This is a genomic window from Peptoniphilus sp. SGI.035 (assembly GCF_050315115.1).
Lineage (GTDB): Bacteria > Bacillota > Clostridia > Tissierellales > Peptoniphilaceae > Peptoniphilus_A.
In genome coordinates this window covers 49,056-63,090 of sequence record NZ_JBNPOJ010000009.1, presented here as the reverse complement: position 1 = coordinate 63,090, position 14,035 = coordinate 49,056, and the positions used below count along the sequence as shown (strand labels likewise).

The following is a 14,035-nucleotide window of genomic DNA, read 5'->3' as shown; positions in this document are numbered from 1 at the left end:
TTTAGAAAAAATATACTTCATAAATTTTTTCCATTATTATGATATAATTTACTTGAGTAAAGATTTTCTTTGGCGGATTATTTTAAGCATTAATATTTATTTCAATAATTTTAAGGAGAAAATATGACTAGAAAATTTTTGTTGGTTATATCTTTATTATGCTTAGCTTTTTTATTATTATTCCGAAACTCTAATATATTTAATCTGGAGAACAAATTGTCTAGTGAAGATATTTTATTGTCGAAGAATTTTAATAGTTTTGAAACTATTAAAATATATGAAAATAAGAAAACTAAATTTTTATCATACGCCATATATGATAGGCTTACTATGAAAGAAAAAATGTCTGGTTATCAAGGAAGTTGTCAACCTTTTTATAAAGAAAAAGGATTTTCTTTCTTAGAAATTCCTTTAAATAAAAACAATAAAGTAGTTTGTGGAAAATTTGATAATAGGATAAAAGATATAAAAATAAACGATAGCTATGACTGTACTCTTAATAAAGCAAATTCCTTTTGGTTTATTTTTTTAAATAAAACAGATTTAAAGAAAATAACAGCCCACTACTATAATCAAGAAAAATATGAAATTACTTATTAATATGTATTTTAAGATTAATAACTCCACTTTATTTTTATAAATAATTTCATTTTTACTATTTATATGTGCTTTAGAAAAATTTTTTTATCTGAGTAATATGATATTATTTTTTTAATAAGGAGTGTGTTTTATGTTTCCATATATTCAAAGGTTTAAAAATGGAGATATTTTTCTGAAATAATTTTATTTATAGTGCACTTAAAATTTTATTAGGAGAATTTTTATGAAAAATAATAAATCAAATAAACAATGTTTTTGCCAAGAAAATGATTATAATTATATTAAAATTGATAAAGTAGTTGATTTCAAATGATTAAAAAAAACAAAATAATTAAAATTGGATTTTTATGTTTCTATTACTTGTTATTTGTAAATAGTTTTGGATTATTATCTGAAAATTTTTCAATTTTTCCAAAGTGGAATTTATTAATTAATTATCTAGGCATTAGTTCAAAAGATTTAAGTTTATTTTACAATTTTAGATTTTCTATTTTTACTTTAATTCATATTTTAATTTTAATCACACAAATAATTTCTATAATTATTGGAGTACTTATTATTTGTGATATTTCTAAATTGTATAAATATTTTAAAGAATAGTTTTTTATGGCAAATTTTAAGAGGGAAGATTCACTTCTTTCCCTCTTATTTTTATAAATAATTTAATTATCTCATTAAAATTTATAGAGCATTTTTTATTTTTTCTGCCCTTTCAATTAATTTATCTTTTCCTAAAAGATATAAAATATTTTGCATTTCTGGTCCATGAACATTTCCAGAGATTGCTGCCCTAATTGGCATATAAAGTTTCTTGCCCTTTACTCCAGAATCCTTTTGCACTTCTTTCATAAGTCCCTTTGCAGTTTCCATGTCGATTTCATCATGAGATTCTACAATTTTTATAAAGGATTCAAGTAGTCCCTTTACATGATCTTGTGCTAACTCTTCTTTAGCTGAGTCTTCCGTAATTTCAATATCTCCAAATAAAAAGTCAATGTGTTCAGGAATGTCTTCTAATTTGTCTATTCCCTCTCTTACTGTGTCGATTAAAATTTTGTACCACTCAAAATTTTCTCTAATTTCTTCTTCAGATAAGAGTCCGGATTTTGTAACAAAGGGGATTGAAAGTTCAGAAAGTTTGTCTAAATCGTAGGACTTAATGTAATGTGAGTTAACCCAGTTTAATTTATCTGTGTCAAAAATTCCTCCGCTCTTTCCAACTCTTTCAAAGGAGAATTTTTCAATTAATTCATCCATTGTCATAATTTCTTCGCCATCTTCAGGAGACCAACCAACAAGCGCAAGGTAATTTACAATTCCTTCAGGTAGATATCCTCTTTTTCTAAAGTCTTCTACTGAAACGTCGCCCTGTCTTTTAGATAGTTTTTTTCTATCTTTATTTAAAACTGTTGGAAGGTGAACAAATTCTGGTGCATCCCAACCAAAACATTCATACATAAATACATGCTTTGGAGTTGATGGAAGCCATTCTTCCCCTCTTACAATATGAGTAATTCCCATGAGGTGATCATCAACTATTACAGCCAAGTGATAAGTTGGAAATCCGTCAGATTTCATCAAAACTTGATCATCAATTTCATCAGTATTTATTGTAACTTTGCCACGAACTGCATCGTGAAATGTAATGTCCCTGTTCTTAGGAAGTTTTAGTCTTATGACATATTCTTCACCTGCTGCAACTCTCTTTTTCGCTTCTTCAATAGGTATACTACGGCAAAGTCCATCGTATTTAGGTACTTTTCCCTTTATTCTCTGTTCTTCACGTAGGTTATCAAGTCTTTCCTTGGAGCAAAAACAATAATAAGCATAGCCCTTTTCAATTAATTCATCGACATATTTTTGATAAATTTCAAGTCTATTGGATTGAATATAAGGTCCACAGTCCCCAATATCTACTATTTCTCCATCTTTTACAAAGACACCTTCATCATGTGTAATGCCTGCCCATTCAAGAGAATCAATTAAATTTTCAATGGCACCTTCAACATATCTAGTTCTATCTGTATCTTCAATTCTCAAAACAAATTTGCCGCCATTTTTTTTTGCAAATAAATAATTGTATAATGCAGTCCTAAGTCCACCAATGTGTAAATAGCCTGTTGGTGATGGTGCAAATCTTACTTTAACATCTGACATTTTTTCATCCTTTCTATTTTGCTGTAATTTCTATAACTTGGTAATAAGCCCAATGATCTCTATTAAGATCTTTAAATGTGTTCTTTGAATATTTATCTAAGAAAGATTTATTTATCTTTCTGTCTAAAACTTTGTTAAAAATTGTAGCAGCTTCTGCCCTTGTTATTTTATCATTTGGTTTAAATTCATTTTTTGATTTTCCAACCATTATGCCATGACTTGATAGAGTATTTATAGCTTTACTTGCCCAGAAACCTTCCTTTACATCTTTAAAGGATATTGGATTATTTCCTTCTTCTAATTTCAAATAATTTGCCATCATACTTGCAAATTGTGCTCTAGTCATTGCCTCCTTTGGTCTAAAAGTTCCGTCAGAATATCCAGAAATTAAACCTTCCTTTTCAACAAAAACTATATTGTCGTAATACCATGTGCCTTCTTCTACATCTTTAAAAGAACTTGTGTCATTGGCAATTGCCTTGTCGTCAATTATTCTTTTTAAAACTGAAGCAGCCTCAGCTCTTGTTATTTTTTCGTTAGGGGCAAATTTATCCTTAGAGATACCTGCCATATAGGGAAGTCTAATAACCTCGATTGATTTTTGCAACTCTTCTAAAGATTTATTGATTTCTTCTGTAGAAACTTCACTTTTTACAACTACATATTCAGCTGATGCAATTGCCGCACGAATTCTCTTTTCATTTTGATTGCTTGCCTTTGCAGTGGAAAGATTTTTTGCAAAATCTACATAGTCAGTTAATTTTTCAAGAGTTTTTATTGTACTATATAAATCTTTTTCTTCATTATTTTCAGTTACAAGCTCGGTCGATTTTTTAGACTCAACTTTAGGCTTAACGATGTAATCCAAGCTTGCTTCTTTATCCTTAGTTTCGGCAACTATTCTAATTAAAGAACCCTCTTTTAAATCTAAATTTTCTACTTTGAAATTGCCCTTCTCATCAGAATTAACATTGGCAACAACTTTTTTGTCTATGGCAACTCTAACACTTGCATTTTTTTCAGTATTTCCAACAATTTCGCTTGAATCTTGATATACATCCTTTATTGAAAGAGTTCCATTTTGCGTCTTTGTTGACGACTCTAAATTTTTTTGATCGCTCTTAGTTTCTCCACCCTTGTCCACATAACTTAGAACAAAGGAATTTTTTAAATTTGAACTTGATCCTATATCCTTTTTTATCTTTGTTATAATTTCAAGATTTAACTTGTATCCTTTTATAACTGATAGGTCATTTGCATTTATAGTTACAATATTTTGATTTTTCCCTTTTATAGAGGTTTCTCTAATATCCAGTTTACCTTTGGACTCTGCTTCATCTAAAAGTTTTGTACTTTTAACTTCAATTGCACTGTCAAATAAAAGTGTAACAGAGAAGGAAGAATATTTTTCCTTATAATTTTTTGGCAAATTAACAATTAAATTATACTTAAAAGTATCTCCACTCTTCGCCTCTGAAACTGCAGGTTGCTCTAATACAACTTGAATATCTTCAGCTGCAAAAACATTTACAAAAAGTATAAAGGTCATAACTATGTATAAAAGCATTTTTTTCATAAAAAATCCCCCTTAATATATTTATTATATCAGTTTATTTAAAATAACTACAAATATTTTAACATAAATAGATAAATTATAAGATATTTATTATTGCAATATAGTTTATTAATGCTTGAATTTAATTATTTATGTGTAGATTTATGATGAAATAACACTAGATAATATAAAAAGCTAAGGATTTTCCTTGGCTCTTAATATATTATATAAACTTGTCTTTAAGTTCTTTTCTTTACACCTAAAAAATACCTTAAAATATTTTATCAAATAAAAAAGACTTTAGCATCTAAAACGCTAAAGTCCCTTACTTTATTAAAATGGCAAAATTGGTCTTAAATATCTTAGAGTAAATATAATTGCCAAGATATACATTACAGGTGATACTTCTTTTCCACGACCTGTTGCTACTTTTAAAATTACGTAAGAAATCATTCCAACAGAAATTCCTTCTGCAATTGAGTAAGCAAAGGGCATTGTAACCATTGTTAAAAATGCTGGCACAGATTCTGTGAAATCATCTAATTTTATTTGATTAATTGGGCTAATCATAAAAAGTCCAACCATTACAAGAGCTGCAGATGTTGCTTGTGCTGGCACAATTGAAAAGATTGGAAATAAAAATAGCGATAATAGGAAAAAGAAAGCACATGATAGAGATGTAAGTCCAGTTCTACCACCGTCTGCTACTCCTGATGCAGATTCAACAAAAGTTGTAACTGTACTTGTTCCAAGAAGTGCTCCCACAACTGTACCTATGGCATCAGATAAAAGGGCACGACCAACTCCTGGCAAATTTCCTTCTTCGTCTATTAATCCTGCTTTTGTCGCAACTCCAGTTAAAGTACCCACAGTATCAAATAAGTCTACGAATAAAAATGTAAACATTACAGAGAACATATCAAAAGTAAATAAATCTCCCCAGTGAAGTTTAAAGGCAACGCTTGATATTGATGGTGGAAGTGAAAATAGTAATCCATCAGGAAGATGAGTAACTCCTAAAATAAGTGCAAGAATTGTTCCTGTTACTATTCCATATAAAAGTGCTCCCTTGACATTTTTAGCTGTCAAAAATGCCATAACCATTAAGGAAACTATAAATACAACTGAAGGTCTTGTTGCAATTTCTCCAAGTGAAATTAATGTTGCATCGTTATTTACAATCATTCCCGAAGATATTAGTCCAACTAAAGTTATAAAAAGTCCTATACCAACTGACACTGCATTTTTTAATGACATGGGTATTGATGTAAATATTGCTTCACGAATATTAAATAAACTCATAATTATGAAAATAACACCTTCCAAAAATACCGCAGTAAGTGCGTAGGACCAATCGTGACCCATGCTTAAAACTACTGTATAAGTGAAGAAAGCATTAAGCCCCATTCCTGCTGAAAGTGCAAAGGGCAAGTTTGCAAATAATCCCATAAAGAGCATTGCAATAATTGACGATAAAATAGTCGCAGTGAAAACTCCACCCTTGTCCATTCCAGTTTCTGATAACATATTTGGATTTACAACTAATATATATGACATTGTCATAAAAGTTGTAAGTCCTGCCAAAAACTCTGTCTTGGCATTTGTCTTTCTCTCAGTAAGAGAAAAAGTCTTTTCTAAAAAACTTGAATTTGTTTCCATTTTTCTTTTTCCTCCTTAATAAATTCAGTTTTTATTCTATCACAAATTAGATTAAATGGCACAAAGATGGTAAACTTTTTATTTTATAAATTTTGAAATTAAAAAGGACTCTTGAAATCAAAAGTCCTTTGAGTCTATTAATATTTAAAAATCTTTTTTCTCCGCTATTATTCTAGCTGCGGCATAAATTATTATAATGAAAATAATTAAAGATAAGGATAAGACTAAGTTGCTGCTTCCTTTAATTATTCCAATAAAAAATCCTGTTGGATTTTTTCCAAACTTATCTAATATAGGAAGAAGCGCAGGCGATGATGTAAACATTGTTCCCACACCACTTGTTTGCCCAAAGTAAAGATAGATTGGAATACTTATAAGGTAATAGGCCATTAAAAATAGCACAATAAAAAATCCTAGGTTAAAGTCCATGCCATTTATTTCAACCTCTTGCATGATGTAAAAAACTAATATTGAATCTATTATAAAAATAATAAGAACCTTTAGAAATTTTACATTTATTAGGTCTCTCCTTGATGCACCAAGTGTCAAAAGGTAAGGCTTGCTCTTGTCCAATATCATTCCTTCGCTGGATATTATATATAGGACATAGTGAATTAGGAGGGCTGACATAAATAATACTGCAAAGGCTTTGTCTGCAAAGAAAGAAAATTCCTCTGAGAAAAGTCCAAGACTTTTTAAAGCAAAAATTATTCCTATAAATATGAAATAAACAATAATAAACTTTTTTCTAATTTTAAAATCATTTAATAAAAGTATTTTCATATTATTTGCCCCTCTCTAATGTTTTTTGTTGAGTATTTATAATCTGCCCATAGGGATAAGACGAAAATTATTACAGAAGCAATTATAAATATTGATTTGTAATCTATTAAATAATCATAATAAGCTCCGTATCCCATTGCGGTAGCTATGCCAAATCCTATTACTAATAGGCCGTAAAATAAAATCACAATTCCTTTTTGGAGTTTTGCGTATAAAATATGACTTAAACTTAGACTCAAAAAGTCTAAAGCAATAAATATATTTAGGTATATATTTAAAATTGATACTTTGACTTCTTGATTGCTAATAATTAATCCAACCCAAAAAATAATAGAGGTAATAGAAAATATTACAAAATTTTTTATTATTTTAGCGATAGAATAGTCTTCTATGGAAACTGGCATAGTAATAAATTTTTCAAAATCATTAAATTTATCCCCAAAGATAATTTGAGTTCTCATGATAAATATCATAGTAAATGCCCACTGAACGAAAATTCTATTAGAAATTTCTCCAGTAGTAAATAAACTTATGGCAAGTATGACTCCAATAAATATTGTAAATGGGATTGCAATTTTCTTTACCAGTTTAAAATCATTATATAAAACTGCTTTCATTTTGCACCTCTTGACAAAAATATCATTATGTCCTCTACATTTACTTTGTCAACAACCTCATTAGGATAAAATTCTTTAAAGACTTCTACATTTTTAATCAAAGCTTCTGTGGAATATTTATTTTTTCTCAATTTCAAAATAAAATCGCCATATTTCTCTAAATTTTCTTCAGAAGTTTTTAAAATTCCATATTTTTCTATAAGAGCATCCTTCTCATCGTATAGAATAATTTTTCCATCGTGAATATAAATTATATAGTCTGCAATTTTTTCAATGTCAGATAAAATGTGTGAAGAAAATAATATTGTCTTATTGCCATCACGCATATAGTTAAATAAAAACTCAATTATCTCGTCACGAATAACTGGGTCAAGACCAGATGTTGGTTCATCAAGAATCAAAAGTTCTGGATTGTGGCAAATTGCAGAAATTATTTTTAATTTCATTAAATTTCCTGTGGAAAGTTCCTTTAATTTTTTGTCCCTTGGCATCTTAAATTTATCTGCAAGCTCATAAAAAAGTTTTTCGTCAAAATTTTTGTAGGCAACTTTTAATATGTCAACTACATCTTTAACTTTAAAACTTTCGTTAAAAAAGGAATTTGACAAAACTACTCCAATTCTTTCAAAAGATTCTTTATGAATTTTTTCGCCAAAAACTTTTATATCGCCACCATATTTATATAAATCTAAAATACATTTTAAAAGAGTTGTCTTACCTGCACCATTTTCGCCAATAAGTCCAATAACTGCACCCTCTGGTATGTCTAAACTGTCAATATCTAGTTCAAAATCCTTAAAATCTTTTTTTAAATTCTTTATTTCTATACTTTTCATAATCAGTCCACCTCGTCTAAGGTCTTTAAAATTTCTTGTAACTCATCTAAACTTATTCCTGCAGCTTTCGCAACAGTCATAGCATCAGTAAAATGTTTTTCAATTTCAGCCATAGCATTTTCTCTAACAACTTCTTCATTTAATTTTTTAACAAAGGAGCCCTTACCTGGCATAGAATAAATATAGCCTTCTTGCTCCAAGTCGTTATAAGCACGTTTTGTAGTTATAACAGAAACCTTTAAATCGCTGGCAAGAGTTCTCATACCAGGAAGCGGTTCATCAGCGTATAAATCTCCTGATACAATTTGAGCCTTGATTTGATTTTTTATTTGTTCATAAATTGGAAGACCACTGTCATTTGAAATAATTATTTTCATATCATCACCAAAATTCTTAATATATACTGTATATATTTTATATTTACAGTATATATCCTATAAATGCCTTTGTCAATAAAAATTGCAAAAAAATAACTGCCCATAAGGACAGTTTTAAAACTAAATTAAATATAAAAATCCCATATACAATGCCGTTCCTAGTGCAATGGACAAAAAAAAGTTTTTAATAAATTTGAAACTTAAAATTATCACTGCAAAGGATGTTGCAACAGGTATTACTTCTGTAGGGTTTAAAAAATTAACTTTTCTAATACAAAATACGAGGAGAAGCCCCATTAATGAGTAGGGAAGTTTTTCTCCAAGATATTCAATAAAAGTTGTTAGTTTTCTCTTTCTAAAAATTATTCCAGGAAGAAATCTCGCCATCGCAGTTATTAAACCTGCGATAAAAATATATTTAAGCATTTATATTTCCTCCCCTTTTTTCTTAAAGTCGATGTATAAAAAGATTAAGATTATAATCATCGCTGGAAGAATAAAATTTTCTCCAAAGATAATTAATGAAAACCCCGAAGCCACAACTCCAATAATAGCAGGAAAGTGGTCAGTCGTTTGATTCCACTGGCTTAAATAGATTACTAAAAATAAAGCCGTAAGTATAAAATCTATTCCTAAAATTTCTGTCTTTACAAAATTTCCAAGAATTCCGCCAAGTGTCGTAGCCAAAAACCAGTATGCTTGAAGTAAAATTATTATGGAAAAATAAAAATCTTCTTCTTTCATATCATCGGGCACAGGAACGCCCATTATCATTGAATAAGCTTCATCACAAAGGGCATAATTTGAATAAATTCTCTTGCCTTCACTCATGTCTCTAAACTTTGTAAGACAAGTAAGTGCATAAAAGAAATGTCTAATATTCATCATTGCAACAATTAAAACAAAAGAAAGTAAATTCATGCCAGCATACATTGCCTCAACTACAACAAATTGAATTGATCCTGAGAAAATCACAACTGAAGTAAGTGGAGCAACCCATGGTGCATATCCCTTTGATGAAGTGAATATCCCAAAAGAAATTCCTATAAATAAAAAAGAAATAAATATTGGAATAGTATAGGGAAAGGTCTTTTTTAAATTTTTAATCATCTTTTCACCCCTTAAAGTTTTTTAGAATTATAACATAAATAAAGGAATTTATGCATAAAAACCCTCGAAATTAATCGTGGCTTTCTAAATTTATTTATTTTCTTCAAAGGTTCCAAATACTATTGGCAATTTATCTCTTAACATAATCCTACCCTTTGCAATTACTGTATCAATATCTAATGTTTCTTCGTCAAGCAAATTAATGTCAGCATCAAATCCTTTGTTTATCTTTCCCTTATTAGTTAATGATAAAATTCTTGCAGGATTTGATGTTACTCCTCGAAGTGCAATTTCAAGTGGTATATCTTCTTTAAATACACATTCTTTTATTGCTTCTAAAAGACAGCTTGATTTTCCCATGCCAAGTCCAATATATTCATTTTTCTCGTTAAACATTGGAAAGCTTCCCTGTCCATCAGATGTAAATGTGAAATTATCTAGGGATATATTTTCTTCTATTATTCTTTTAATTGCCTTTGATATTCTAACTTCTCCATACTCTCTTTCCCACAAATCGGGGTCATCCGCTCCAGTAAAGTCACAATATCCACCGCGTTTCATGTACTTTATACTTTCTTCAAAAAGCTCCTTATTTCTACCACAATGTGTTGGCAAAAATTGTGTAATTGGAAGTTCAGTTTCATCTACTGCTCTGTTTAAATAATCTAAGTTTTTCTTTCCATCACCCATGTGGATATTTATTATTCCAGCTTTTCCTGAAAGCATGCCAGCCACTCTCACATTTGCAGCAAGTCTAATAAATTCTTCGAAGGTTGGTTGTGATGATCTATGATCTGAAAGTGCAATTTCTCCTGCTCCTATTATCTTATCAATTGACATTATATCCTTCATAATATCTCCTGTTAAAGTTGGAGTAGGCACTTGATAGGAACCAGTATAAATATATGATGTTATTCCTTCTTCTTCAAGTCCACGTGCTTTTGCAAGTAGTGACTCTATATCTCTACATACTCCATCTGTTCCAAGTGTTCCAACAACTGTTGTAACACCTGCTGTAGTTAAAGTTGTAAGATTTATTTCAGGAGTTCTTGTCTTAAAACCTCCTTCGCCTCCACCACCTAAAATGTGAACGTGACAGTCAATAAATCCTGGAGTTAAAATTTTGCCCTCTCCCTTTATTTCTTCAACCTCCATTGAGGAAATGTTTATATCAATTTTATCTTCTACTGAAGCAATCTTATCTCCAAGTATTAACACATCTTTTTTGCCAATGTTTTTTGGAGTATAAACTTTTACATTTCTAATTATTTTTATCATATTCCACTTCCTATTGAAAATTAATTGCTACGGCAATAATAAGTATTACTGAGCCTATAATAAAGAAGAAGGTTTGCATTTTTATTTGAAATTTTGCCCATTTAGACCAATCAATTCCTGCAACACCTAGTACTCCAATTAAACTTGCAGATACTGGGGTAAAGGCGTCCATAAATCCTGCACCCATTTGATAAGCAAGTACTGCAATTTGTCTAGAAAGTCCAACAAGGTCTGCAAGTGGAGCCATTATTGGCATTGTAAGAGCAGCTTGTCCAGAATTTGATGTTACTACTAAGTTAAATAGTGATTGGAATAAATACATTCCTATGGCAGCTAAAGTCTTAGGTACACCTGAAAAGGCATTGCCCACAGAATAAAGTATTGTATTTAATGCTGAAAAACTATTTGCATCACTGCCGCCTAGTACAATTAATATTCCTTTTGCCATACCAACTACAACTGCTGTGCCTGCAAGGTCAGCTGCTCCTGATTGAAAACTTGAAGCCATATCATTAATTGTCATGTTGTTTAGCTTAAATATAACTGCTGTTATACCTCCAACAAGACCCATTACGAAGAATTGAGATGCTATTTCTGGAATATAGTAACTCTTTTTCATAACTCCCCAAACAATCCAAATTAAAACTGCAAGCATTTCTAATAATATAATCTTGTGACCAAGTTTAAATTCTTTTGCAGATGTATCTTCTTGTAATTTTAGTCTAAATTTATTGTCATTTTCATAAGTTACAGATTTTCTAGGATCTTTGTAAATTTTTTGTGCATATAACATTGTATAAGCTGCACCAAGTCCTGTAACTACTACCCAACATATAAGTCTAAATCCAGCCCCTGAAAGTACAGGAATACCTGCAATACCTTGTGCAATTGCAACTGAGAATGGACTCATCCATGAAACTGCATTTCCAAGTTGAGATGCAACAAAGGTAACTGTTACAGCGACAATTGAATCGTAACCAAGGGCTATTACAAAGGGAACCATGACCATAGAAAATGGTATAACTTCTTCACTCATTCCAAATGTAGCTCCACCAAGTGAGAATAAATAAAATAAAATGGGAATTGCAAATTTTTCAAGTCCCTTTGTCTTGTCTATTACTGCATAAATACCAGCATCAATTGCTCCAGTATTCATTATAATTCCAAAGGCTCCCCCAACAACAAGTAGTAAAGCAATTATACCAACTGCTGATCCATACTTGTCACCTGATACTAAACCTTCAAATAAAAAGTTTAGAAAACCAAAACCATTGAAGTCCTCTGTACCCCATACAGTTGCAGTTTTATTTAATTTAACTGAAGTGTCATAGAAATCTTCTCCATAAATTTCATATAAAGTATCATCTGTTAATCCAACTTCAGCTAAGCTTTCTACCGTCCAAGAATCTGCTGGCTCTTTTAAAAGTAGAGCAAAACCATCTTCGTCAATTTCATGTTCTTCTAGCGCTTCTTTATCTTCAAATAACTTACTTAAATTTTCAGATAAAAATTTTTTGTCTAGTGGATGCATGTACCTAAATGTTTCAGTTTGCAATACAGTTCTTGAACTAATTTCTCCATTTGCATTTTCATATTCAACTTCATGAGTTGAAAACTTACCAGCAGGAATTAAAAAGGTAAGAATCCAAGATAAAACTACCACGAAAAATATAATCGCATATGTATGTGGAGTTTTAAACTTTGTCAAATCTCTCTTTTTCATAATTATATCTCCTTTCATAATTCAATAATTAACCCCTAAATTTATTATACATTTTTTCTATGCTAAAACTATTTTAATTTATTTTAATTATTATTTAGGTAAAAAAACTAAAAATTAGTCTTCTTTTATGTTTTCAAATACCGATTTCTCCCAAAGGCTTTCATCTTTAACGTGATTAAAAAATATAAAGATTCCAAAAAATATAATTGAACTTATACTTGTAAATAAAAATCCTTTTAAATCATAATGTTGACCAGAAAAAATATCCTTGGAAATATCTGTAATAAATAATAATGCCAAATTGTTGTTTAAGTAGTGTATCATAACAGGAGCCCAAATAGATTTTGTTTTATTATAAGCATAAGTTAAAAATATTCCAAAAAATGTACAAAATACAATTTGCCCAAGTATTGAATAAATCTGTGATGCTAACTGACCATCGGAATAGTAGAAAAGATTAAGTGGTAAATGCCATATCCCCCAAATAAAGCCCGTAATCAGAATAGATTTTTTATATCCATAAATTTCCTTTAGCCTTGGTGCTAAATATGCTCTCCAACCATATTCTTCGCCTATAAAAGGCACGATATTTAAAAAAGAAAAAATAAAAATTGAAACAAGAATTTTTACACTATTAATATTTAAGATTTTTATTATCTCTCTTGTTTCTCCCTGTAATATACCTCCCAAAAATAATCTTAGAAAATAAATAATTATAAAAACTAGACAAATTAACAATGTTGTTTTCTTATTTGGATTGTCTAAACATAATTTTCTTTTAAGATTTTTATCCATAGTTGAAATACATATAATCATTGGAATCGCAGATATCAAGATTATAAAATCTGAAAAGCTTGTATTAAAATTAGAAGAAAAAATATTTATTATTGAAAATGCAAATAAAATAAGACTTGTAATTATATAAATTTTAATTACACTATTCTTCAAAATACTCTTATCCTCACTGTACAATAAGGCTACTACACCAAGAAATGGCATAAACATTTGAAATAGAGGATAAATATTTGTATTTATATTGTTTAATTTGCAGTAATAAATTGCAAATCCCATTATGTATGGAAGAATAAATGAAACTCCAATATAAATTTTTAAATCTTTTTTCATAAATTTCTCAAACTCCTTTTATCTAAAGTGTATATATTTTATATCTACACTTTAACCTCGTGTATTTATTTTGTCAAGATATTTAAAATTTTCAATAAAAAAGGCTAAAAATTTTTAAACATTATAAAAATTCTATTTACAGATTTTAAAATAAAAATGCCGACAAAATTTTAAGTTGACCTCTTAAATTTCAATGTCGGCTTTTCATTATATAT

Annotated in this window: 13 protein-coding genes; 1 reads left to right on the top strand and 12 read right to left on the bottom strand. The window is 29.4% G+C overall.

The features are described from left to right. The first annotated feature begins 123 nt into the window (after positions 1-123). Positions 124-600 (top strand): hypothetical protein, encoded by a 477-nt coding sequence (locus ACQRC6_RS05910; protein ID WP_320849800.1) that lies wholly within the window; start codon positions 124-126, stop codon positions 598-600. 681 nt (positions 601-1,281) lie between these two features. On the opposite strand, the gene gltX is transcribed toward ACQRC6_RS05910, so the two are convergent. The 12 genes from gltX to ACQRC6_RS05850 form a co-directional block, all read right to left on the bottom strand. After that, positions 1,282-2,757 (bottom strand): glutamate--tRNA ligase, encoded by a 1,476-nt coding sequence (gene gltX, locus ACQRC6_RS05905; RefSeq protein WP_427848138.1) that lies wholly within the window; start codon positions 2,755-2,757, stop codon positions 1,282-1,284. 13 nt (positions 2,758-2,770) lie between these two features. Then, complete coding sequence (locus ACQRC6_RS05900) at positions 2,771-4,333, bottom strand: S-layer homology domain-containing protein (RefSeq protein ID WP_427848137.1); 1,563 nt, start codon at positions 4,331-4,333, stop codon at positions 2,771-2,773. 312 nt (positions 4,334-4,645) lie between these two features. Next, positions 4,646-5,971, bottom strand: a complete 1,326-nt coding sequence (locus tag ACQRC6_RS05895) for an NCS2 family permease (protein WP_427848136.1) — start codon at positions 5,969-5,971, stop codon at positions 4,646-4,648. A 144-nt stretch (positions 5,972-6,115) separates the two neighbouring features. Continuing rightward, the gene (locus ACQRC6_RS05890; RefSeq protein WP_293557684.1) at positions 6,116-6,754 is read right to left on the bottom strand and encodes an ABC-2 transporter permease; all 639 of its coding nucleotides are present in this window, start codon (positions 6,752-6,754) and stop codon (positions 6,116-6,118) included. Further along, the gene (locus tag ACQRC6_RS05885; RefSeq protein WP_293557685.1) at positions 6,751-7,371 is read right to left on the bottom strand and encodes a hypothetical protein; all 621 of its coding nucleotides are present in this window, start codon (positions 7,369-7,371) and stop codon (positions 6,751-6,753) included. Before ACQRC6_RS05885 ends, ACQRC6_RS05890 begins: the two co-directional genes overlap by 4 nt. Beyond that, a complete protein-coding gene (locus tag ACQRC6_RS05880) occupies positions 7,368-8,207 on the bottom strand; it encodes an ABC transporter ATP-binding protein (RefSeq protein WP_293557687.1) in 840 nt (279 codons plus the stop codon). The genes ACQRC6_RS05885 and ACQRC6_RS05880 overlap by 4 nt, the downstream gene beginning before the upstream one ends. Before the next feature lie 2 nt (positions 8,208-8,209). Then, positions 8,210-8,584, bottom strand: coding sequence for a GntR family transcriptional regulator (locus tag ACQRC6_RS05875; RefSeq protein ID WP_293557689.1), 375 nt, complete (start codon positions 8,582-8,584; stop codon positions 8,210-8,212). Positions 8,585-8,704: 120 nt separating this feature from the next. Continuing rightward, entirely contained in the window at positions 8,705-9,010 is a 306-nt protein-coding gene (locus ACQRC6_RS05870; RefSeq protein ID WP_427848135.1) for a branched-chain amino acid transporter permease, read from the bottom strand. Further along, complete coding sequence (locus ACQRC6_RS05865) at positions 9,011-9,694, bottom strand: AzlC family ABC transporter permease (RefSeq protein ID WP_427848134.1); 684 nt, start codon at positions 9,692-9,694, stop codon at positions 9,011-9,013. 90 nt (positions 9,695-9,784) lie between these two features. Continuing rightward, complete coding sequence (gene iadA, locus ACQRC6_RS05860) at positions 9,785-10,972, bottom strand: beta-aspartyl-peptidase (protein ID WP_427848133.1); 1,188 nt, start codon at positions 10,970-10,972, stop codon at positions 9,785-9,787. 10 nt (positions 10,973-10,982) lie between these two features. Then, positions 10,983-12,695 (bottom strand): putative basic amino acid antiporter YfcC, encoded by a 1,713-nt coding sequence (gene yfcC, locus ACQRC6_RS05855; protein ID WP_144015216.1) that lies wholly within the window; start codon positions 12,693-12,695, stop codon positions 10,983-10,985. 114 nt (positions 12,696-12,809) lie between these two features. Beyond that, complete coding sequence (locus tag ACQRC6_RS05850) at positions 12,810-13,820, bottom strand: CPBP family intramembrane glutamic endopeptidase (protein ID WP_427848132.1); 1,011 nt, start codon at positions 13,818-13,820, stop codon at positions 12,810-12,812. Positions 13,821-14,035 lie beyond the last annotated feature (215 nt).